Source organism: Micropruina sp., assembly GCF_047606665.1.
Classification (GTDB): Bacteria; Actinomycetota; Actinomycetes; order Propionibacteriales; family Propionibacteriaceae; genus Micropruina.
Genome location: NZ_JASGEF010000062.1, coordinates 1 through 21,561 on the forward strand (window position 1 = coordinate 1; position 21,561 = coordinate 21,561).

General features: G+C 68.9%; 21 protein-coding genes, 2 tRNA genes and 1 pseudogene. 12 read left to right on the forward strand and 12 right to left on the reverse strand.

Annotated features, from left to right (window positions below; translation table 11 throughout):
* Positions 1-457: 457 nt before the first annotated feature.
* A complete protein-coding gene (locus QM619_RS14335; protein WP_415110058.1) occupies positions 458-814 on the reverse strand; it encodes a hypothetical protein in 357 nt (118 codons plus the stop codon).
* On the opposite strand from QM619_RS14335, the gene QM619_RS14340 reads away from it, so the two are divergent.
* From QM619_RS14340 to QM619_RS14350, 3 genes are all read left to right on the forward strand, one after another.
* Positions 804-5,192: a helicase gene (locus QM619_RS14340; protein ID WP_415110061.1), complete on the forward strand. Its 4,389-nt coding sequence runs from the start codon at positions 804-806 to the stop codon at positions 5,190-5,192. The two genes, QM619_RS14335 and QM619_RS14340, sit on opposite strands and share 11 nt — an antisense overlap.
* Before the next feature lie 83 nt (positions 5,193-5,275).
* Positions 5,276-5,767, forward strand: a complete 492-nt coding sequence (locus QM619_RS14345; protein WP_415110064.1) for a single-stranded DNA-binding protein — start codon at positions 5,276-5,278, stop codon at positions 5,765-5,767.
* A 9-nt stretch (positions 5,768-5,776) separates the two neighbouring features.
* Positions 5,777-6,367, forward strand: coding sequence for a hypothetical protein (locus QM619_RS14350; protein ID WP_415110066.1), 591 nt, complete (start codon positions 5,777-5,779; stop codon positions 6,365-6,367).
* Between the two features lie 73 nt (positions 6,368-6,440).
* Here the strand turns inward: QM619_RS14350 and QM619_RS14355 are convergent, their stop codons facing one another.
* Entirely contained in the window at positions 6,441-7,166 is a 726-nt protein-coding gene (locus tag QM619_RS14355; RefSeq protein ID WP_415110069.1) for a DUF6349 family protein, read from the reverse strand.
* Between the two features lie 194 nt (positions 7,167-7,360).
* Between QM619_RS14355 and QM619_RS14360 the strand changes: the two genes are divergently transcribed.
* Positions 7,361-7,750 carry a sulfate permease gene (locus tag QM619_RS14360; protein ID WP_415110072.1) on the forward strand — a complete coding sequence of 130 codons (390 nt, stop codon included), beginning with the start codon at positions 7,361-7,363 and terminating at the stop codon, positions 7,748-7,750.
* 191 nt (positions 7,751-7,941) lie between these two features.
* Positions 7,942-8,925, forward strand: a pseudogene (locus QM619_RS14365) (recombinase family protein); the annotation flags it as partial.
* Positions 8,926-9,484: 559 nt separating this feature from the next.
* Here the strand turns inward: QM619_RS14365 and QM619_RS14370 are convergent.
* From QM619_RS14370 to glp, 4 genes are all read right to left on the reverse strand, one after another.
* A tRNA-Ala gene (locus tag QM619_RS14370) sits at positions 9,485-9,557 on the reverse strand.
* Positions 9,558-9,623: 66 nt separating this feature from the next.
* Entirely contained in the window at positions 9,624-10,373 is a 750-nt protein-coding gene (locus QM619_RS14375; RefSeq protein ID WP_415110075.1) for a hypothetical protein, read from the reverse strand.
* An 89-nt stretch (positions 10,374-10,462) separates the two neighbouring features.
* On the reverse strand, positions 10,463-11,104 hold the full coding sequence (locus QM619_RS14380; RefSeq protein ID WP_415110078.1) for a GNAT family N-acetyltransferase: 642 nt from the start codon (positions 11,102-11,104) through the stop codon (positions 10,463-10,465).
* Entirely contained in the window at positions 11,077-12,372 is a 1,296-nt protein-coding gene (gene glp / locus QM619_RS14385) for a gephyrin-like molybdotransferase Glp (RefSeq protein WP_415110081.1), read from the reverse strand. The genes QM619_RS14380 and glp overlap by 28 nt, the downstream gene beginning before the upstream one ends.
* An 18-nt stretch (positions 12,373-12,390) precedes the next feature.
* On the opposite strand from glp, the gene QM619_RS14390 reads away from it, so the two are divergent.
* The 4 genes from QM619_RS14390 (at position 12,391) to mscL (ending at position 14,630) form a co-directional block, all read left to right on the forward strand.
* On the forward strand, positions 12,391-13,044 hold the full coding sequence (locus tag QM619_RS14390; protein ID WP_415110084.1) for a 5-formyltetrahydrofolate cyclo-ligase: 654 nt from the start codon (positions 12,391-12,393) through the stop codon (positions 13,042-13,044).
* Between the two features lie 44 nt (positions 13,045-13,088).
* Positions 13,089-13,400 carry an FmdB family zinc ribbon protein gene (locus QM619_RS14395; protein ID WP_415110087.1) on the forward strand — a complete coding sequence of 104 codons (312 nt, stop codon included), beginning with the start codon at positions 13,089-13,091 and terminating at the stop codon, positions 13,398-13,400.
* Between the two features lie 82 nt (positions 13,401-13,482).
* A complete protein-coding gene (locus QM619_RS14400) occupies positions 13,483-14,100 on the forward strand; it encodes an SAF domain-containing protein (RefSeq protein ID WP_415110090.1) in 618 nt (205 codons plus the stop codon).
* Positions 14,101-14,264: 164 nt separating this feature from the next.
* Positions 14,265-14,630: a large conductance mechanosensitive channel protein MscL gene (gene mscL, locus QM619_RS14405; RefSeq protein ID WP_415110093.1), complete on the forward strand. Its 366-nt coding sequence runs from the start codon at positions 14,265-14,267 to the stop codon at positions 14,628-14,630.
* 51 nt (positions 14,631-14,681) lie between these two features.
* Here the strand turns inward: mscL and QM619_RS14410 are convergent, their stop codons facing one another.
* Complete coding sequence (locus QM619_RS14410) at positions 14,682-15,032, reverse strand: hypothetical protein (protein ID WP_415110096.1); 351 nt, start codon at positions 15,030-15,032, stop codon at positions 14,682-14,684.
* Complete coding sequence (locus QM619_RS14415) at positions 15,029-16,402, reverse strand: UTP--glucose-1-phosphate uridylyltransferase (RefSeq protein ID WP_415110099.1); 1,374 nt, start codon at positions 16,400-16,402, stop codon at positions 15,029-15,031. Before QM619_RS14415 ends, QM619_RS14410 begins: the two co-directional genes overlap by 4 nt.
* 316 nt (positions 16,403-16,718) lie before the next feature.
* Between QM619_RS14415 and QM619_RS14420 the strand changes: the two genes are divergently transcribed.
* Positions 16,719-16,794, forward strand: a tRNA-Arg gene (locus QM619_RS14420).
* Positions 16,795-16,921: 127 nt separating this feature from the next.
* On the opposite strand, the gene trxA is transcribed toward QM619_RS14420, so the two are convergent.
* On the reverse strand, positions 16,922-17,296 hold the full coding sequence (trxA, locus tag QM619_RS14425) for a thioredoxin (RefSeq protein WP_415110102.1): 375 nt from the start codon (positions 17,294-17,296) through the stop codon (positions 16,922-16,924).
* Positions 17,297-17,345: 49 nt separating this feature from the next.
* The gene (locus QM619_RS14430) at positions 17,346-18,038 is read right to left on the reverse strand and encodes a metal-dependent transcriptional regulator (protein WP_415110105.1); all 693 of its coding nucleotides are present in this window, start codon (positions 18,036-18,038) and stop codon (positions 17,346-17,348) included.
* Positions 18,039-18,117: 79 nt separating this feature from the next.
* Here QM619_RS14430 and QM619_RS14435 point away from each other — a divergent pair, with 79 nt between their 5' ends.
* Positions 18,118-18,783, forward strand: a complete 666-nt coding sequence (locus tag QM619_RS14435) for an acVLRF1 family peptidyl-tRNA hydrolase (protein ID WP_415110108.1) — start codon at positions 18,118-18,120, stop codon at positions 18,781-18,783.
* Here QM619_RS14435 and QM619_RS14440 read toward each other — a convergent pair.
* Positions 18,780-19,127 carry a hypothetical protein gene (locus QM619_RS14440; protein WP_415110111.1) on the reverse strand — a complete coding sequence of 116 codons (348 nt, stop codon included), beginning with the start codon at positions 19,125-19,127 and terminating at the stop codon, positions 18,780-18,782. The two genes, QM619_RS14435 and QM619_RS14440, sit on opposite strands and share 4 nt — an antisense overlap.
* A gap of 208 nt (positions 19,128-19,335) precedes the next feature.
* Here QM619_RS14440 and QM619_RS14445 point away from each other — a divergent pair, with 208 nt between their 5' ends.
* On the forward strand, positions 19,336-19,989 hold the full coding sequence (locus QM619_RS14445; protein ID WP_415110114.1) for a hypothetical protein: 654 nt from the start codon (positions 19,336-19,338) through the stop codon (positions 19,987-19,989).
* 3 nt (positions 19,990-19,992) lie between these two features.
* Here QM619_RS14445 and QM619_RS14450 read toward each other — a convergent pair whose 3' ends face one another.
* Positions 19,993-21,495 (reverse strand): NCS2 family permease, encoded by a 1,503-nt coding sequence (locus tag QM619_RS14450; RefSeq protein ID WP_415110117.1) that lies wholly within the window; start codon positions 21,493-21,495, stop codon positions 19,993-19,995.
* Positions 21,496-21,561 lie beyond the last annotated feature (66 nt).

Sequence of the window (21,561 nt, forward strand, 5' to 3'; positions counted from 1 at the left end):
ACACGGATTCCCCGACGGCATCGACATCATCGCCCGTGCCGCCGGAGTCGACCACAACACCGTCAACCAGGGCAGAACCGAACTCGACACCCACAACACGCCAACTAAATAGCTGACAGGCTCTAACCCCCGAGGCCGCTACCGGCCCCGAGCCGGAATCTGCCACGCAAGCGGCGCGGTTCGTGCCGGTGACGCACGACGATCTCGCTCCCTCGGGCGCGAAATCCCGCTTCCGCGCGAACGTCGCCGCCATCGAGACCTCACGCCTGCTGGCGGCGCAGGAACGCCCGGCGACCGCTGAGGAGCAGCAGATGCTCGCGCGCTGGTCGAGCTGGGGTGCGGTGCCCGACGTGTTCGACGAGTCCAAGACCGACTGGACGGATGAGCGTGAGCAGCTGCGGGGGCTGCTCGCCCCGGACGAGTGGGATGCCGCCGCGCGCACCACGATCAACGCGCACTACACCGACCCGTTGATCGTCAGGCAGATGTGGCGGGCGATGACCGCGCTCGGCTTCGACGGCGGCAGGGTGCTGGAACCCGGCTCCGGGCTGGGAACGTTCCTCGGCATGGCCCCCGAGCAGGCGCGCATGACCGGGGTGGAGCTCGACCCGGTGACTGCGGCGATCAGCCGCGCCCTGTACCCGCACGCCGAGGTGCGCGGCGAGTCGTTCGCCGACACCCGACTGCCCGAGGGATCGTTCGATGCGGCGATCGGGAACGTGCCGTTCTCCGACGTGACCCTGCACGACCCGGTGCACAACCCGACCCGGCAGTCGATGCACAACCACTTCATCCTCAAGAGCTTGCGGCTCACCCGGCCCGGCGGGATGGTCGCGGTGCTGACCTCGCAGTACACGATGGACGCGCAGAACCCCGGCGCGCGGCGCGAGATGGCGATGCTCGCCGACCTCGTGGGCGCGATCCGGCTCCCGGCCGGGGCGCACCGGCGCACGGCGGGCACCGACGTCGTGACCGATCTGCTGATCCTGCGCCGCCGCGAGGACGGCCAGCCCCCGGCGGATGATCTGTGGGAGACGGTGACGCCGATCAGCCTGGACGGGCAGGCAGCGAAGATCAACGCCTATTTCGACCACCGGCCCGAGCATGTGCTCGGGAAGTTGAGCCTCCGACCCGGCATGTATGGTACCCCGACGCTCACCGTCGACGGTGACCTCGACCGACTCGAAACCGACCTGGCTGATGTGCTCGACCAGATCACGTTCACGGCCCGCCGCAACGGCATGACGTTCACCGCGCCGACGGCGGAGTATCAGGCGCGGCAGGCCGCCCGTGTGCCGTCGCCGCCGCAGTTGTGGGATGGCAGCATCGTCGCCACCGACACCGGGTTCGGCACTGTCATCCAAGGCTCCGTCGAACCGTTGGACGTGCCGAAGTCGGCGGGGGCGGAGCTGCGCGCCTTGCTGGGGTTGCGCGACGGCGCGCACCGGCTGCTCGAACTGGAGGCCGCGACCGTCGATGACACCGACGAGATCAACACGGCCCGCGAGGACCTGCACCGCGACTACCGCCGCTACGTCGGCAGATACGGGCCGCTGAACCGGTACACGCTGCGCCGCACCGGACGCACCAACGATGCCGGGGAGGACACCTACGCCCGCACGGTGCCGACCCCGATCCGGCTGCTGCGCTCCGACCCGTTCGGCGCGCTCGTCCTCGCCTTGGAGCAGTTCGACGACACCGACCAGACCGCGACCCCGGCGGCGATCATGACCCGCCGCGTCGTCTCCCCGCGCACCGAACCCCAAGGCGTGGATTCCCCGGCGGATGCGATCGCGGTCAGCCTCGACCGCACCGGCAGGATTGATCTGCCGCTGGTCGCGGACATGCTCGGCATGGACGAGACCGAAGCCCGGCAGTCGTTGGGCGGGCTGGTGTTCACCGACCCGGCCACCGACGAACTCATCCACGCGCCCGCGTATCTCTCCGGCGACGTGCGAGTGAAGCTGGAGCACGCCACCGCCCGCGCAGCCGATGACCCGGCGTTTCAGCCGAACGTGGACGCGCTCACCGACGTCATGCCCGAAGCGCTCGGAGTGCAGGAGATCAGCGCCCGCATGGGTGCGGTATGGATCAGCGCCGAGGTGCACGCGCAGTTCTTGAACGAGCTGCTGCGCACCCGTGAGGTCAAGGTCGAGAACCCGCTGCCGGGGATGTGGGAAGTGCGTGGCGGCCGCCAAGGGCTGCTGGCGACGAGCGAATGGGGCACCGAACGCCGCCCCGCCCCCGACATCGCGCAGGCGGTCATGGAACAGCGCACCCTGCTCGTCTACGACGAGATCGAGGAGATCGGCGGGAAGACGCGCCGCGCGCTCAACCCGGTGGAGACCACCGCCGCGCAGGAGAAAGCCGACGCCCTGCAGGAGCGGTTCGCCGAGTGGGTGTTCGAAGACCCTGAACGCGCCCGCACGCTCGTGGCCGAGTACAACCGGCGCTTCAACTCCATCGTGCTCAGGGATTACAGCGGCGCGGGCGAGTACCTGAGCCTGCCGGGGCTGGCGGAGAACTTCACCCCGCGCCCGCACCAGCGCTCCGCCGTCGCGCGGATGATCGCCGAGCCCTCGGCCGGGCTGTATCACGAGGTCGGGGCCGGGAAGACCGCCGAGATGATCATGGGCGTGATGGAGATGCGCCGCATGGGGTTGATCGACAAGCCCGTGCTGGTGATCCCGAATCACATGTTGGAGCAGTTCAGCCGCGAGTGGCTGCAAATCTATCCGCAGGCGAGGATTCTCGCCGCGTCCAGCAAAGACCTCACCGCCGACAAGCGCCGCCTGTTCGTCGCGCGGGCCTCAGCGAACGAGTGGGATGGCGTCTTGGTCACCCAAGGCGCGTTCGAGAAGATCCCGCTGCGCGCCGAGACCCAGCAGACCTACATCCAAGCCCAGGTGGACGAGATGCGGCAGGTGCTGGACACCGCGACGGGCGAGAACGCGATGAGCGTTAAGCGCATCCAGCGCAAGCTGCTCCAGCTGGAGAACAAGGTCAAGGCGCGCGTCGATACCGACCGGGATGCCGGGGTGTGCTTCGAGGACACCGGCATCGACTACGTGGTCGTCGACGAGATGCACATGTACAAGAACCTCGCCACCGACTCCAACATCCAGGACGCCGCGATCGAGGGTTCCAACCGGGCCAGCGATCTGCACATGAAGCTCGAATACCTGCGATCCCAGGGCCGCGAACGGGTCGTCACCGGGGCGACGGCGACCCCGATCTCGAACAGCGTGACCGAGGCGTACGTGATGCAGAAGTACCTGCGCCCGGACTTGCTGGAGGCGGCCGGGATCGGCGCGTTCGATGCGTGGGCGGCCACGTTCGGGCAGACGGTCACGCAGATGGAGATGGCCCCGACCGCGAACAACACGTTCCGCATGAAGACGAGGTTCGCCAAGTTCCAGAACGTGCCCGAGATGCTCAAACTCTGGTCGATCTTCGCCGACGTGAAGACCGCCGAGGATCTGCAACTGCCCATCCCCGAGATCGCCGAGCGTGACGACGGCCGCCGGGCACCGGCCACGGTCGCGATCCAGCCCACGGTCGAGCTGGAGCAGTTCATCGAGACCCTCGGTGCGCGCGCCGAGAAGGTGGCGGCCAAGGCGGTGTCGCCGAGCGAGGACAACATGCTCACCATCTCCACCGATGGGCGCAAGGCCGCGCTCGACATTCGCATGATCGTGCCGCGCACCCCGTCCGGGCCGACCAAGGTCGATCTTGCCGCTGACAGCATCCATCGGGTGTGGGAGCAGACCAAGGACAACACCTACATCGACCCCGTGACCGGGCGAGAGTCGTCGGTGCTCGGGGCGTTGCAGCTGGTGTTCTCCGACATAGGCACCCCGAACCCGACCCGGTGGAACGCCTACGACGAACTGCGGGCCGGGCTCATCGCGCGCGGGATGCCGCCCGAGTCCATCCGCTACATGCACGAGGCCAAGACCGACGTGGACAAGGCGCGCCTGTTCGCCGCCGCCCGCGCCGGGCACGTCGCGGTGCTGATGGGCTCCACGGAGAAGATGGGCGTGGGCACGAACGTCCAAGCCCGAGCCGTCGCGCTCTATCACCTGGACTGCCCGTGGCGGCCCAGCGACATCGCCCAGCGCGAGGGCCGCATCCTGCGCCAAGGCAACCAGAATCCCGAGGTCGCCATCGTCCGGTTCGTCACCGAGCGGTCGTTCGACTCCTACATGTGGCAAGGAGTGGAACGCAAAGCCACGTTCATTGCCCAACTCATGCGCGGCAGCCTCGACTCCCGCGAGATCGAAGAGATCGACTCATCGGCGCTGTCGGCGGCCGAGGCCAAAGCCATCTCCAGCGGCAACCCGCTGCTGCTGGAGCACTCCACCGTGCACACCGAAGTCAGCCGGCTCCGCCGCCTCGAACGCGCCTACCACCGCAACGAGTCGATGCTCGCCCACGCGCGCGACCGTGCAGGCGATGATGCCCGCCGTGCCGCCGCCGACGCGGAAACGCTTGAGGCGGTGCTACCGCGCGTGACCGATACCTCCGGTGACAAGTTCCGCATCGAGCTGCACGGCCGCGCATACACTTCCCGTGCCGACGCCGCCCACGCGCTCGCGGGATGGGCGCACAACTCCGATCTGAAATGGGCACCGCGCTACGCCTCCCGCGACTACGGCATCGTCGGCCAGATCAGCGGCTTCGACGTCACCGTCTCGACCAGCCCCGCACTCGGTGGTGAGCCGATGGTGCATATCCGGCTCGACGGAGTGCCGCGCAGCGGCTTCGTCATGACCCGTCAGTCGTTCCTCGACGGCGGCGTCGGGCTCATCCAGCGCATCGAGAACCGCGCGTCGGGCATCCCCGCGCTTCTTGAACAGGCCCGCACCGACCTCACCGGCGCCGAGCACGAGCGCGCCGAAGCCGAGCAGCGCATCGACCAGCCGTTCCGCTACGCCCAAGCTCTCGCCGACGCGGAGAAAGACCTCGCCAGGATCGAGACCCAACTCGCCGCGATGCAAGAGGACATCGACCAGACCACATCGCCCGAGGCGGCACCGGAGACCGAGCCGTCGGGGTTGAGCGTGGAGGCGGTGCGCGCACATCGGCCAGCACTCGGCGTACGGCCCGATCCCGAGCGCACGCCGGTGACCAGCGGGGCGAGTTCGTCCGGCCCTGGGTGGGCGCGAGGGTCGCCCGGCCGAGGGTTCTGAGGCTCGCGGGCGAGAGCGTGCACCTTCCTGCCACACAAGCGCGCCGTCAACGTGCGGCGCACCGCAAGGCAGGAGGCAAGCTGATGGACGAGCAGAACGAGCAGCGGCAGTCGGGGGCGGAGCTCCGGCCGCGCGAGGCCCTGGTGGGCTACATCGACTCCGACCCCATCCTGAAGTACGGGCAGAGCGGCATCGCGCGCTTCTACGCTCGCGTCGGCGTGGAGCACTACCGGGCGGACGGTGAGGACTCGTTCACCAAGACCGGCACGACGTTCCACGACATGGTGATCTTCCGCAAGACCGCCGAACGCGCCAAGGAGACGTTCCAGCCCGGCGACCACTTCATCGCTCAGGGGTACGTGCGCGAGTACGTCGACCAGCACGGCAACGAGCGCGAGGAGTTCGTCGCCAAGAAGATCGGCCACGACGGCATGTGGACGCCCTACACGGTCGACCGCGACGCGCAGCAGCAGGCAGCCGTGCAACGGCAGGCACCCGGCCTCGACCGCAGCCAGGCATTCGAGCGCGACGACCGGCCCGCGCAGCAGCGCGAACCTGCCGTCATGGCGCAGTAGGGCGAGATCATGAGCGACGATGAGGACTTCGTGCCCGAGCAGGACGAGCCAGAGCCCGACCCTGACCACGGCAGAGCGGACCGAGGCGGAGCAGTGGGGCCGATGCTCGATGAGCCGCCCGGCCCGATCAACTGGAACCTGCTGACCGCCGACGACGCAGAGGCCGCATGGCTGGAGCTGAACCAATGGGTGAACTGGCTTCGCATGACCTACGGGCTGCCGTCGTCGGTGATCCCGCCGATGTGGCACCGACACCCCGAGCTGCACTGGGAACTCTCCGCGCTGCACACCCATTGGCTGTGCGCATTCGACCCGCAGCAGAACGGCAGCGCGCCGATCGGCTGGCACCGCGACTTCGCGGACGCCCGGCAGCGGCTGCGCGACTGGGTAGCCGCCTGCGGCACGCGGCTCGACCGAGACCGGCCCACTCGCCAGACCGTCTGGCCCGGCGAAGACGATGCCGATCCGATCGAAGACACGCCGATCACCAACCGCGACGAGGACTTCGTGGCGTTCGTCATCGCTGACGTCGAACGACGCCGCCAGCTCGAACAGGACTTCTACGCCACCCTCAACCCCGAGACCGGCGAACTCACCTGAACACTCCGCCACCAACTGCGGGGCCGACCCACCTCACCGGGAGGGGCGGCCCCGCTTCTCGTCTTGTCGGCTGTCAGCCGCCAAGGGTCAGACCCGGGCGCGTCGTCGAACGGCCCGGCTCGTCCGGCGGCGCGAACTCGGCAGGCGGTCGCTTGACGGCAGAGCGGGCAGGCTTCGCGGCGGGGCGACCCAGCGCCGTGGCGGACAGGTCGTAACCGCCCCACGGCGAGTAGCCGGGAACATGCCGCGTTCCACCGCTTCCGCGTTCGGTGATGATCGGCGCGCCCGGCACCTGCATGGCTACGGGATACCGCTGTTCGATCCACCGCAACGCGACCTTCGTCAGCCCTGTCTCCGAGCGGACGCGCACTGCTTGAGGAATCACGGGCAGGTCGCGCCAGCCCGGCATCGCGTGGTCGTGCCACGCCTCGACCACCGCGTTCTCGTTGCCGGCGACCGAGTGCCAGTCGCACGGCTCGCACACCAGCATCGTCAGCAGATCACCCGGCCCCTCGACGCCGCGCTCGGGGCGCAGATCGGCGGTGAACGACTCCGCACGATGCTCCGCGAACTCCACGGAGCCGTGCGCGAGACTCCGGTGCCACATGTGGCTGCGCGCGAACGAGCCGAAGTCGCCGTTGAGGAACTTCCAGTGCCCAAACGCCTCGTCCAGCATCGCCGGAGGGTAGTAGTCCGTGGTGAAGTGCAGCGGCGCGCCCGCCCACTCGTACAGTCTCGCGCGTGCGTCCTCGCGCTCGAACTCCTCGAAGTCGAACGCCAGCTGAACCGCGTCTTCCATGAGACACCTCCCGCTGGCAGGTACGCCCCCGGGGCAGCTGCTCTTCCCACGATCCAGTGGAGCCGGTAGAATCGAGGCACAAGCGACATCAAGTCAGCAAGCCGTCACCCGCCTCGGCAGGTGGCAGACGAACCGGGGAATCAGCCCAGGTAAGTCCATCCCGTAGAAGCGTCGCTGCTTGGGAGGACTTGACCATGTTCCGGTTCATCTTGAACACCAGCATCCGCGTCCGCAGGTTCATGCGCGTCTGGATGCCCACCAACATCCTGCTCGACGCGCTCCGCACGCGGCGCGGTCTCAAGTGGGGCGCACCCGCGATGCTGCTGGCCGTCGGCTACTTCGCCCTCGCCTACTGGTGTACCCAGCTTGTCGCGGGCGGCGCCCCCGGCGGGCTGTACCTGATCTTCCTGCTGTGCGTCTACAACGCATTCAAGTTCCTCTTCTACGGGCCGATCAGCCTCGCCCGACTCATCAAGGTTCGCCGCCAGGAGCGCGGTAGCTCACCTACCGGCCATGAGGCACTACCGGGTGACGAACACGGGTCGACGCATCTCGGCCGAACCTCGGCTGCGCCCGGAGCCTGACACCAAGCAACTGATCGCGCTGGTTCTGCACCTCGCAGACGAACTCCACGCCCACGAGCTTGATGAGCAGCAGCGTCGTATCGGTGATCAACACACCCATGAGAACCCGACGTCCGCCTGCACATCGGCGGACGAGCAAGGAGACCACGATGACTCTGACGATGCCCCTCCCGGAGACCGACACCACGCCGATGCTGACGGCGGTGACCTATCAGCGGGTCTCGACCAAGGAGCAAGCCTCCAAAGGCGGACGTGAGGAGGGGTTCTCCATCCCCGCCCAACGTCAGGCCAACGCCCGCAAGGCCGACGACCTCGGCGCGCGGATCGTCGCCGAGTTCGTGGACGCCGGAGAGTCCGCACGGTCAGCCGACCGGCCCGACCTGCAGCGGATGCTGGAGTACATCACCACCCATCAGGTCACGTACTGCATCGTGCACAAGGTTGACCGGCTGGCCCGGAACCGGCTTGACGATGTGGAGATCCACCGTCGACTCGTCGAGGCGGGCGTCACGTTGGTGTCCGCGACCGAGAACATCGACGAGACTCCCTCGGGGATGCTGCTGCACGGCATCATGTCCTCGATCGCGGAGTTCTACTCCAAGAACCTCGCCACCGAGGTCACCAAGGGCCTGACCCAGAAGTTCGAGACCGGCGGCACTCCCATGCGCGCACCGATCGGCTACCTCAACGTCCGCAAGCGCGACGACCAGGGCCGTGAGTACCGCACCGTCGAGATCGACCCCGAACGCGCCCCGCTGGTGCGCTGGGTGTTCGAGCAGTACGCCGCCGGGGAACGCACCGTCGTGGACTTGCTGACCGAGGTCACTGCGCGCGGCCTGACCACCGTGCCCACCCCGAAGCGCCCGGCCGGGCCGGTCGGGCGCTCGACGTTCTTCGATCTGCTGCGCAACCCGTACTACATCGGCATCGTCCGCTACAAAGGTGCGGAGCAGACCGGCACCCACGAAGCACTGGTCGATGTCGAGACCTGGGAGCAGGTGCAGCGGCTGCTCGACTCGCGCAAGAAGGCCTCCGAACGCCGTCGCACCCACGACCACTATCTCAAAGGCAGCCTGTACTGCGGGTGCTGCGGGTCGCGGATGCAGCTGGACTACCCAGCCAACCGGCAAGGCATCCGCTACGCCTATTGCGTCTGCTCCGGCCGCGCCTCCAAGCGCAAGAACTGCACCCGTCGGGCCGTGCCGGTCGGCATCGCCGAGCAACTCGTCGCCGACTGCTACCAAGAGATCGCCATCACCGAAGCACGGTACGCGGCACTCGCGGCGCAGGTCGATGCGGCGTTCGATGAGCGCCGCGCTTCGCGCTCCGAGGAACTGGCCGAACTGACCGCGAACCGCAAGCGCCTGGCGAACGAGAGCGACAAGCTGCTCGCCGCGCACTTCGCCGACGCGATCGACCTGGAAACCCTCAAGCGGCACCAAGACCGCATCCGCACCGGACTCGCGGACATCGACCGCAAGCTCGCCACCGAGCACGACTACCACGAGGGATCACGCAAGCAACTCAGCACCGCGCTCAGCCTGCTCGTTGACTGCGCCACCCTCTACGCCCGCACCGACGACCAAGGCAGACGACTCGCGAACCAAGCACTCACCGACGGCATCGACATCAGCGAAGACGAAAAAGCGACGATCCGACTCGCCGAGCCGTTCGCCGCCCTCGCACCAACACCCGAATCCACCGATGTCAGCGGTTCTAGTACGTCTGAAATTGTGGAGCTAAGGGGATTCGAACCCCTGACCTTCTCATTGCGAACGAGACGCGCTACCAACTGCGCCATAGCCCCAGGTGCTCAACGAGCACGGACGACTTTAGCACTCCGACGCCGATGGTTCATCTCGGGCCGGACGCCTCACTCGCCGACCGCGCGGCGGTCGTCGTCATCCAGGATCAGTCGCCGCGGAGTCGGGTCGGCTCGTCGCGGTGGCGGATCGGCGATCACCGGGACGCCGCTGACCGGAGCCACCGGTGCCGACAAGTCGATGGTGCGGACGGTGCGCGGCGCCAACGGCTTCGACACATAGGTCGGCGCGGTGATCGGAATCGGGTCCCACAACGAACCGGGCCGGGTGATCGGCGCCGACAGCTCGACGGACGCCTCGGCGGCACCGGCGGCCTCGGGCAGCACGGCGATGGCGATGGTCTGTTCCTCGCTGGCCGCCCGGATGCGGCGCGCGCGGGCGTCCAGATCTCGCCGCATCGCACGGACGCTGTATCGCGCCACCACCAGGAAAACCATCAGCAGAACGGCGGGGACGATCGGCGTCCACCAGAACAGCAGTCCCATCACTGACGCCACGCTGACGGCCAGCAACGCCAGCACCAGAAACAACAGCACCCGCCGCCGGCGAGCGGCGGCCTGCCGGTCGATCTCGGTGAGCTCGTGCAATTCGGCCTGCCGGGTCATCGGCGTCGACACGACCGCGGCACCGTCTTCGGCGGTCGCCAACGACACGCCACGGCGCACGATCGTGACTGTCGCCGAGAACGGCGCCGCCGGATCGACCTCGTCCAATGCCGGGTCAGCGTGTTGCCCCAGGAAATGGGGAACGAGGTAGACCAACCATGCCGCGGCGATCACGCCGAAAATCACGCCCGTCAAACCCACAACCCGAACGCTACGGGGCGCCTTCGGTGCGTCGCTGGAGCAAGCGCGGAGTGTCGGCCGATCCTTGTGGAATCGCGCTGTGATCAGACCCGATCGTCCAGCCGGGCGACCAGTCCGGGCCCAACCTCCTCGGCGTGCAGGGCGAACATCGAGTGGTCGCGCCAGTCGCCGGCCACATGCATGTAGCGAGCCCGGACGCCCTCGTAGCGAAAACCCAGCTTCTCCACGACGCGCAGGCTGCGGTCGTTCTCGGGCCTGATCGCCACCTCGATGCGATGCAGCCGGAGCGTGAAGAAGCAGTAGTCGGACGCCATCGCGAGGGCCAGCGGAATGATCCCGCGGCCGGCCCAGCGCTCATCGACCCAGTAGCCGGCCTGCGCCCAGCTGGCCGACCCGTGGGCGATACCGGAGATGGTCAGCTGCCCGGCCAGGACGCCGCGCCGCTGGCCGGGCGACAGGTATTCGACGGCGAACGGCAGCATGGTGCCCTGCCGTGCCCGCCGGTTGAACTGGCGCACCATGCCGGCGAAGGTCAACGGCGCGTCGATCGAGTCGTGCGGCCGCGTCGAATCCCAAGGACCGGTCCACGAGGCGTTGCGGCGGCGCATCTCGTCCCACGCCGACCGGTCGGACAGCCGCCACGGCCGCAAGGTGACCGGCCCATGGGTCAACGTCACCGGCCAGCCGGAACCGCCGCTCATGTGCACGGCCGGGTCAGCAGCCACACCTCGACATCGGAGTTGGCGGGCACCAGGTGCGTACCGGGCGGCAGGACGATCAGGGCGTCCGCCTGTGCCACGTCGTAGGCGAGATCGGCTCCGGCGGCGCCGGCCGGCTCCACCCCGCGCTCGCTGACGATCGCCGGGATGAACTCGGTGGCGCCTCGGCGTCCGTGCAGGGCCACCCGCGCGGGCAGCACCTGGCTGTGCGGCAGTTCCTCCGGCTCGCCCTGCAGCCTGTTCAGCGCCGGCCGGACGAACGCGTGGTACCCGACGAAGGCCGCCGCCACGCCGCCGGGCAGCGCCACCACCGGCGTCCGGTCGTCACCGAGGACGGCGAACCCGTGGACATCGCCAGGGTTTATCGTCACCCGCCGCAGCGTGGCGTCGCCAAGCCGGGCGAGCACTCCCGGCAGCGCGCCGTTCAGGCCGCCGACGGTCACGATCAGGTCGGCCCGGATCAGTTGATCGGTGAGTGCCTCGGCGATCACCGCCGCGTCGTCGGCGAAAGTCCCCGCAGCGAAGACCTGGGCGCCATCGGTGCGGGCCGCGGCCGCGATCAGGCTGGTGGTCGCGTCGTAGCGATGGGCACGGGACGCCAGCGGCAACCCCGGCGGCACCAGGTCAGCCCCGATGGTCAGCACGGCGACCCGCGGCGACTGCCGGACCAGCACCTTGTCCAGGCCGATCTCGGCGAGCAGGCCGATCGCGCCAGCGTCCAGCAGGCGTCCCCTTTCCAGCAGCCGGGTGCCGTCGGCGAGGTCGGAGCCGGCCAGCCGCAGGTGCTCCCCCGCCGCGACCGGCGCGAGGACCCGCACCTCGAGCTCACCCTGATCGGTCTGCTCTGCCGGGACGACGGCGTCCGCGCCATCGGGCATCGGGGCGCCGAGCGCCACCCGGATCGTGGTGCCCGGCAGCAGCGGGGCACCACGGTAGACCGGGGAGTCGAGGGTGTCCAGCACCGGCAACCGGACCGGGGCGGACGCCGACGCGCTCGCCACGTCGGCCGCCCGGACGGCGTAGCCGGCGACGGCGGCGCTGGTGAACGTGGGCAGGTCGATGTCGGAGACGATGTCTTCGCACAGCCGGCGTCCGAAAGCGTCCAGGACGCCCAGACCGATCGGCGCCAACGGCTCGATCACCGCGAGAAGTTCCGCCCGGTATTCGGCCAGTCCGATCGGCTCCGAAGGCACCGGTGACCCCCCGTCGGGGACGGCCGCAGCTGGATGCTCGACCACGGGCTCGGCCCGCTTCTTCCGTCCGAGGGGTGCCATGCCTCTTACCATAGGACAATGCCCGCGGCCGACCCGTCGAACCCTCCGTTTGGTGCCGACACCGATGCGGTCCGAGCCGCCAAGGGCGTTCTCCGGGCCCAGTTGCGGGCCGCCCGCACCGTCGCCGAGCCGGAGTCGGCGACCGCTGCGCGGCTGGCCCGTGCGCTGCAACTCTGCGCCGGAAACCAGGTGATCGCGCTCTACGCGTCCGCCGACCACGAGCCGGACACCTGGGGGCTGCTGGACGAGCTGCATGCCGCCGGGCACACCGTGCTGCTGCCCATGCTCGGACGCCGCCCCGACGGCACCGTCCGGCGCGAACCGGACTGGGCGACGTTCACCGGACGGGACCGGCTCCGCATCGGCTACGCCGACATCCCGGAGCCCGCCGGCCCCAGCCTCGGTGCGCAGGCGCTGTCCCGCGCCTCGCTGATCTGGTGCGCCGGGCTCGCCGCCACCCCGTCCGGCGACCGGCTCGGCACCGGAGGGGGCTGGTACGACCGGGCATTGCGGTTCGCGGCACCGGACGCCCTGATCGGGGTGCTGCTCCGAGACGCCGAGGTGCTGCCTGCGCTGCCGGTCGAGTCGTTCGACCGGCCGGTCGGAGTCGTCGTCACCGAGGCACGCGTCCTATGGACGGCGCGGAATGGCGAGTCGATGCCGGGGCGTTAGAATGCGTGCGGTTCGTCCGCCCGTCGACCGTGGGAAGTGTGCCGATGCCTACCTATCAATACCGTTGCCAGGACTGCTCGTCGCAGCTCGAGGTCGTGCAGAAGTTCACCGACGAGGCCCTCACCCAGTGCCCGACCTGTGAGGGCCCGCTGCGCAAGGTGTACAGCGCGGTAGGCGTGGTGTTCAAGGGCTCCGGTTTCTACGCCACCGACAGCCGCGCGGCGAAGAAGAAGTCCTCCGGCACGTCGAAGCCCGACTCGGAGAACAAGCCGAGCACCAGCGACAGCAAGCCGAGCGGCGACAGCAAGCCTGCCCCGGCCGCCAGTTCCTCCAGCAGCGGAGCACCTGCGGCCTGAGCTGTCACGGTCCCAACACTCTCCGCCGGCGATCGCTCGGCGATTTTGACCAGTTTCGGCGTCCTGGGCGTGCAATGAGGGCGTGAGATCCTTTCGACCCCGGCTGCGGCGCCTGGCCCGCCGCTATCGGCGGGTGGCCGCCGCCCTAATGGCCGGCGTGGCGGTCTGGGCGGCGCTGAGCGTGTTGCGACCGGCGGGGCCCCCGACGACAGCGGTGCTGGTGGCCGAGCGGGCGCTCGTCGGTGGGCAGACGATCGCCGCGGGCGACATCGCGGTTCGGCAGATCCCCACGGATGCACTGCCCGCTGAGTACCTGGATGAACCTGATCAGGCCGTCGGACGCCCCCTCACCGTCTCGCTGCCACCCGGTGCGGTGCTGCTGCCGACCTCGGTGGTGACCAAAGCGGCGCTTGCCGCACCGGGCCTCGCGGTGCTGCCGGTGACGCTGACCGCCACCGCGGTCGGCCTGGTCGAGGTGGGCGACCGCATCGACCTGCTGGGTTCCGATTCGGACACCGACACCGCCCTGGTGGCCTCCGCCGCACGGGTCGTCGCGGTGCTGACCGGTTCGAAGGATTCGTCTCCGCTCTCGCCGGTGTCGACCTCCGGCCCGGTCGTGCTGGTGGAGGTCCGGCCGGCTGCTCTCCCGGCGATCGCGGCGGCGGCGTCCCGCGGGCCGCTGGGTTTCGGGTTGCGATGAGCCGGCCGTAGCCTCCTGGCGGCTTCCCGTCACCAACCTCGCCTGCTCGCCTGGCGACTGTCATCCCCTTGACATCGGCACGGCGGCGCAGCGCGCTAGATTCGCGATAGACGCGGCTCACCAGCCCCGCACGAGGGGCAGCCGTGACAGAAAGGGATGACCCAATGGTTAAGGGTTTCAAAGACTTCCTGATGCGGGGCAACCTGATCGACATCGCGGTTGCCTTCGTGATCGGCGGCGCCTTCGCCACCGTGACCACCGCCTTCACCAAGATCGTCGTCGAGTTGTTGGCCAAATTCGGCGGTGCCCCCAATTTCGACCAGTGGCAGCCGTTCGGCATGCAGTCCGTCGGCCCGTTCCTGACCGCCTTGGCGGCGTTCCTCATCATGGCCTTCGTCGTCTACTTCGGCATCGTGGTGCCTTACGAGCGGCTCAAGAAGCTGACCGAGAAGCCCACCGAGACCGAGCCGGGCGCACCGACCACCGAGGAACTGCTCACCGAGATCCGCGATCTGCTCAAGAAGGCCTGACCTTCACCCCAGGTTCCCCCCGCCGGCCATCGGCGCGGGGAATCGCCCATTTCAGCTGCCGTGATGCGGCGGCACCTCGTCCAGCAACCGTCGTTCGTCCGCTGTGGGACGCCGCGGCGGCGCCGGCGCGGCCGTCCGCCCGAACAGTCCGAGCTCCACCTGCAATCGCTGCAACGCGGCGAACAGCCGGGCGCTGCCCACCCGTACCCGCAGTTCGTCCGGCACCGGATGCGGCCAGACGCCACCGGCCGCCAGGGTCTGCTGCGCATGCGCGATGATCCGGTCCCGGCCCCAGCCCTGCTCAGTCAGGGCCGCGAGCGGATCGGGCTCGACCGCGAGCACCAGATCGGGACGACCGGTCAGCGCCAGCCCGATCGCCTCGGCCAATGCCGAGTCGTTCACCGTGGCTCGTCGACGCCCGCCACCGCGGGCCGGCCCAGATCGGGATACGCCGTCTCTCCGGTCGCCTCCACCGGGCGGTCGAACGTCCAGTTGCCCTGCACCACCAGTGACCGGACGTTCCGCAGCGAGGGCGCGACCCGCATCCGGTCCTGGAAGTCGTCGACCAGCGCGTAGTACCGGCTGTCCAGCGTCACCCGCGGCAGCTCGGCCACGGTCTGGGTGAGCCGCCCGTCGGTGCCGAGGTCGAAGACGTCCGAACGCAGCAGCAGCAGTTCGTTGGTGGTCTTCACCGGCTGGAAGCGCGATCGGGGCACCGCGATCGCGGTGGCGCCCTGGAACACCTCGATGGCGGCACCCATCGCCGTCTCCAACTGGATCACCTTCGGGGACGAGGCATCCGACGGATCGACGTTCTTCACGTTGTAGATCAGCGGCAGGCCGAGCACCGCACCGCGTCCGCGTAGGGCGTCCCGCAGCTGTTCGAGGTCGATCCACAGATTGTTGGTGTGGAAATAGGGATGCCGGTGCTCGTCGGTGAAATAGTCCATCTCGTCGGCCGCGGTCTGCGCGGTGTCACGCAGGATGAGTTGACCGTCGGCCTTTCGGATCGCCAGGTGGCCGCCCTTGCGGTCGTTCACCGTCCGCGGGCAGATCTCCGCGGCGTAGGGGGCGCCGCTGCTGGCGAACCAGCCAGCCAGTTGGGCGTCCGGGCCGGCACCCAGGTTGTCGCCGTTGGCGATGCTGGCGTACTTCATGCCGGCGGCCAGCAGGGCGTCCAGGACGCCGGAGCCGACCAGAGCGGTGTAGACGTCGCCGTGGCCGGGCGGGCACCACTCCAGCGTCGGGTCGGCGGGCCACTCCACCGGTTCCAGGGTGTCGACGGTGATCTTCGGCTCGGCGTTCTGCAGAAAGTCCAGCGGCAGCCCGGCGACCGGCAAGTCGGGGTACCGCTCGAGGTGGGCCAGAGTGTCCTGCCTGGTCCGGAAGGAATTCATGAACAGCAGCGGCAGCGGAGCGTCGTAGGTCGCGCGGGCCGCCATGATCTGCCGGACGATCAGGTCGAGGAAGGTGAGCCCCTCGCGGACGGGCAACAGGGTCTTCGCCCGGTCCAACCCCATCGACGTGCCGAGGCCCCCGTTGAGCTTGATGATCACGGTGCGCGCGATCGCGTCGCGCGCGGTCTGCTCGTCCACCGCGACGGCACTGAGCTGGGGCGGGTCGGTCAGCGGGCGGATGCTGTCTTCGGCGATCACCCCGGAGACGCCGGCGCTGGCCTGGCGGTAGTAGTGGGAGAACACTTCGACGGCAGGTTCGTTGGCACCGGCGGCGCGCATCTTCGCAACGGCCGCGGCAAGTCCGCTTTCACTCATGAGCGCAAAGTCTAGGGAATTTGCCTTGCCCGATGTGGTGCCCAGCCGTGAGCGGACAAGACGAGAGCGACGCCTATCGAAGGGCCAAAGCCGTCTACCCACCCCCAGGAGACATCAACGAGCTGGCGTCGCTCTCTAAGACGAGCTTAGACGATACGTCAGCCAAATGCACGTCGGATTGGTGATCTTTTCTGGATCGACAACTTTTCAACCATCTCAGCACTCGGAGCCCCCGGCACGGCCGGCCACCGCCACTGTGACCCGACAGCGCACGCTCGGCGCGGTACCCGTATGCTGGCCTCACCCGTCACAGCCGGGCCCCATAGCTCAGGGGATAGAGCAGAGGTTTCCTAAACCTTGTGTCGCAAGTTCGAATCTTGCTGGGGCCGCCACTCGGATCGCACCGGAGCCGCTGGGCATGGAAAGGTCCCTGCCCGGGGGGATGGGACAGGGACCTCGTCCAGTATAGGCAGACTCAAGGAACGATGTCACCCGCGCGGGTGACATCGTTCCCGCGTGTCACGACTCATCCGAACCGGTGGCGGAAGATGCTTGCTCCTTCAACTTCTCGATATCGAGACCTTTGACGGCGTCGACGAGCTGCTCGAACTGCGGGGCGCTCATCGCTCCCGCTTCGCGGTACACCAGGTAACCGCCGCGGAAAGCCATCAACGTCGGGATCGACTGGATGCCGAGACCGCCGGCCAGCGCGCGCTGCTCTTCGGTGTCGATCTTGCCGAACACCACATCGGGGTGCTGCTCGGAGACCTTGTCGAAGACCGGGGCGAACCGCTTGCACGGGCCGCACCATTCGGCCCAGAAGTCGACGATCACGGTGTCGTTCTCTTGGATCGCCTCGGCGAAGGTCTGCTGATCAAGGGCGCGCGTAGCCATGGATGTTTCCTCTCTGAGTTCACCGGTTCCAACACCGGCCACAGGTGGGCTATTCCGCTGCCACGAACAGGTGGTCGGCGACCTGGCCCTCGAACCGGCCGGCCTCACGGCCTTCGGCCTTCAGCGTCAGGGTGTGGCCGTCCATGCTCGCGGTGAGCACGGCCCGCGGAAACACGCCGGCAGCGGCGAACATGCTCAGCAACTGCTGATCGGTCTGCAGGAACTCGCTCAGCCGGCGGACGGTGACCTCTGCCGTCCCGCGATGGGCCAGCACCTCCGACAGCGGCACGGCACCATCCAGGAACGCCTCCGGCGCCGGCGGCGCGCCCAATTCGGCCAGCGCCGGAATCGGGTTGCCGTAGGGCGATTCCACGGGTTCGTGCAGCAGGTGCACCAGCCGGCGCTCCACATCTGTCGAGATGACGTGCTCCCAGCGGCAGGCCTCGTCGTGGGTATGCACCCAGTCCAGGCCAATGACGTCCACCAGCAGCCGCTCGGCCAAACGGTGCCGCCGCATCACCCGTGTGGCCAGCTTCAGCCCGGCCGGGCTGAGCCGCAGCTGCCGGTCGGTGTCGACGGTCAGCAGACCGTCGCGCTCCATCCGGGCGACCGTCTGCGACACCGTCGGACCGCTCTGCTTCAAACGCTCGGCGATCCGCGCCCGCAGGGGTGGGACGCCCTCTTCGCCAAGTTCGTAGATGGTGCGGAGGTACATCTCCGTCGTGTCAATGAGATCGCTCACCGGGCACCTCCGTTTCCGCTGCCAGACTAGGGCATATCGCCATCGGTTGATGAGGGTACCCGAACACTACGCTGCCTTCATGACCGAGGTTCACCACGTCCGCGTCGCACCCGAGCGGCTGGAACGCTGGCTGGCCGGTTTCGCCCAGCGTCACCCCGAACCGCAGGTCACCGTGACCCCGGACGCCGTCGAACTCGTCAGCCCGGACGGCGCCCGCGCCTGGCTGGAGTCGCCGTGGGGGAGGCCGTCCGCCGAGGACCCGCTTGCCGCGCTGGTGGCCGAGGCCTGCCGTCCCCGCCGGGTCGGCGCGCTGCTGGTGCGGCGCAACTCGCACGCGGTCGGCATCTTCGACGGCTCCAAGCTGGTGCGGCACCGGGTCGGACGCCACTACGTCCAGGGCCGGACGAAAGCGGGCGGCTGGTCGCAACAGCGCTACGCCCGGCGGCGCGGAAACCAGGCCGACCAAGCCTTCGACCGGGCCGCGCAGGACGCCTCCGAGCTGCTGCTCCCGGAGGTCGACACGCTGGACGCCGTGCTGCTCGGCGGCGACGCACAGGCCGTCCGGAGCGTGCTCGCTGATCCGGCGCTGGCTGCCCTGCGTTCGCTGCACGAGCGCCAGCGGCGTCCGCTGATTCCGGTAGCCGACCCGAATCTGCAGGTGTTGCGGGACGCCCTGCCGCGCTTCCTGGCGGTGACGATCGGCCTCAACGCCGAGGCCCGCGGGCCGGCGCCGGAATCGCGCTAACGCTTGCGGATCGCGACGATCAGACCGGCCAGCAGAGCGATCGCGGCGGCTCCGCCCAGCGCCAGCCAGGTGCCGTTCTGAACCGGCGTCGGATTGCTGCCGTCGTCGGTCGGCTCGTCAGCGGGATCGACATCGACCTCGGACTGGCTGGACGACGGCGTCGGCGAGGCGTCCGGTGTCGGACTGGCCGGGGTCGGGGAGGTTCTGGCGGTCGGCGTGGCGGTGGTCGCCTGCGGCAACGGCACTGCCGCCTGGCCGGTGGTGGCCGCACTCCACCCGGCTACCAGCACCAGCAGCGTCGCCGCGGCAGCCAGCATCCGACCGACCCATACTCGCCCCGACATCTGACTCCTTCCGCGGACGCCGACGCACAGCCTAGTGCCCGGCCCAAGTGGTGTTCGCACAGCTGATTGCCGGTCAGCTCCACAGGGCGCCGAGCAGGGTCAGCAGCACCAGGACAATCAGCACTCCAGAGACGATCACGCGCCGCGTTCGGGGGTTCACCAGGCCAAATCTATGTCGCCGGCCAGGGGTGACGGGTACCTTGTGGCTATGGGCGAGTTGCGGCTCTACGCGATCGGCGTGGACGAGGTTCGCGACGTGTTCTGCGCCCCGCCCGAACTGGCCGCCGAGTTCCGCCGGATCGTGGCCGAGGAGTTCCCACCGCGGACCCTGCCGAAGCCTCCGGGCATGCTGAGCAAGCTCGGCCCGCTGTTTCGGCGACCGCCGGGCGCCGTGGTGGTCGGGCCGGACACCCCGCTGGAATCCGATGTCGCGAATCTGCTCGCCGGGCGCTTCATCCAACCCGACCGGCAGCCGGTCGCCTGGACGCTGCTGGAGGCCTATCTGGCCGCCACAGCCTGGAGCCGGCATCGCATCGAACTCGACGTGACAAGATTCAACGATCTGGAATTCGACCTGGCCCGTAGTGGGCTCGACCCCCGGTTCGGGCTCGGCAAGCTCGTCAACCGGGAACTCGGCGTCCCGCTGCAGACCTACCCGGGGCTGTCCACCGGCTATACCCCGCACGCTGTCGCGCTGGACGCAGCGGCCGCCTGGCGCAACGTGCTACCGCAGCTCTCGCCGCCCAATCATGCCGTGGCCGAGCCGTATGCGGCCTGGCTGGCCCAGTTCCACCATTACGCGCAAGCAGCCCCGGCGAAGAACCGCCCGATACCCGACCTGATCGTGGTGTACCGGGCCTGAGTTTCAGCCCAGCAGGCCCATGATCGCGCCCTGCGCGAAGTAGATCACGAACAGCGCCGCCACCAAGTACATCAGCGGGTGCACCTCGCGCGCCTTGCCGCGCACCAGCTTGATCACCGGGTAGCTGATGAAACCGGCACCGATGCCGGCGGTGATCGAGTAGGTGAACGGCATCAGCGCGAGGGTGAGGAACGCGGGAATGCCCTCTTCGGGGTCGTCCCAGTCCACATGGGCGACCTGCGACATCATCAGGAAACCGACGAAGAACAACGCTGGCGCCGCCGCCTCGGACGGCACCATCTTGACCAACGGGGCGAGGAACAGGCTGAGCAGGAATGCGGCACCGGTCACCACCGAGGCCAGACCGGTCCGGGCACCCTCGCCGACACCGGCCGCCGACTCGATGTAGGAGGTGTTCGACGACACCGACCCGACACCGCCGACCATCGCGGCGATCGAGTCGACCAGCAGGATCTCCTGTGTCCGCGGCGGGTTGCCGCTCTCGTCCAGCAGGTCGCCCTCGGCGCCGACCGCGACCACGGTGCCCATGGTGTCGAAGAAGTCGGCCAGCAGCAGCGAGAAGACGATCAGCACCAGGCCCACGCCGGCTCCCACGCTGCCGGCCGCGGTGAAACCGCCGAACAGGTCGACGCGTCCGATCAGGCCCAGGTCGGGGGCGCTGAACGCGGTGAACTGGGGCACGTTCAGCATCCAGCCGGCCGGATTGTCGGTGGCGTCATGCGCGCCGACATGGGCCACCGCCTCGACGATCACCGACAGCACCGTGCCGGACAGGATCGCGATCAGCATGGCGCCCTTGACCCGGCGGACGAAGAGCAGCACCAGGATGCCCAGGGTGATCACGAAGATCGCGATCGGCCAGCCCTGCAGCGAGCCGCCGATGCCGAGTTCGACCGGCGTCCCGGACGCCTTGCGCACCACCCCGGCGTCCACCAGGCCGATGAACGCGATGAACAGGCCGATGCCGACCGAGATGCCGGCGCGCAGCGACCGCGGCACCGCCCGGAACACCGCCTGCCGGAAGCCGGTCAGCACCAGGATGGTGATGATCACGCCCTCCCAGACCACCAGGCCCATCGCCTGCGCCCAGGTCATCTGCGGCGCCAGCACATAAGCCAGCACCGCGTTCAGCCCCAGCCCGGTGGCCAGGCCGATCGGGAACCGGCCGTAGACACCCATCAGGATGGTCATCAGGCCCGCCACCAGTGCGGTCGCCGCTGCCACCATCGCGATCGAGGTGGCCATGTTGGCGCCGATGACCTCGCCGGCGGCGTCCAGCTTGGGCAGCCCGCACAGCAACATGCCGTTGACGTCGGCGGCCGTGCCGATGATCAGCGGGTTGAGCGCCAGGATGTAGGCCATCGTGAAGAAGGTGACCAGCCCGCCGCGGACCTCACGGCCGGGTGTGGAGCCCCGCTTGGTGATCTCGAAGAAGGCGTCCAGCCGGGACGGCGTCCGCACCGGCGTCGAGGAGCTGTTGACCATGGCGAAAACCTAGGGTCGTTGCCGAGCCGGCGTTTGCGCGTCTCAGAAGCCTGGTTGGGACGTCCT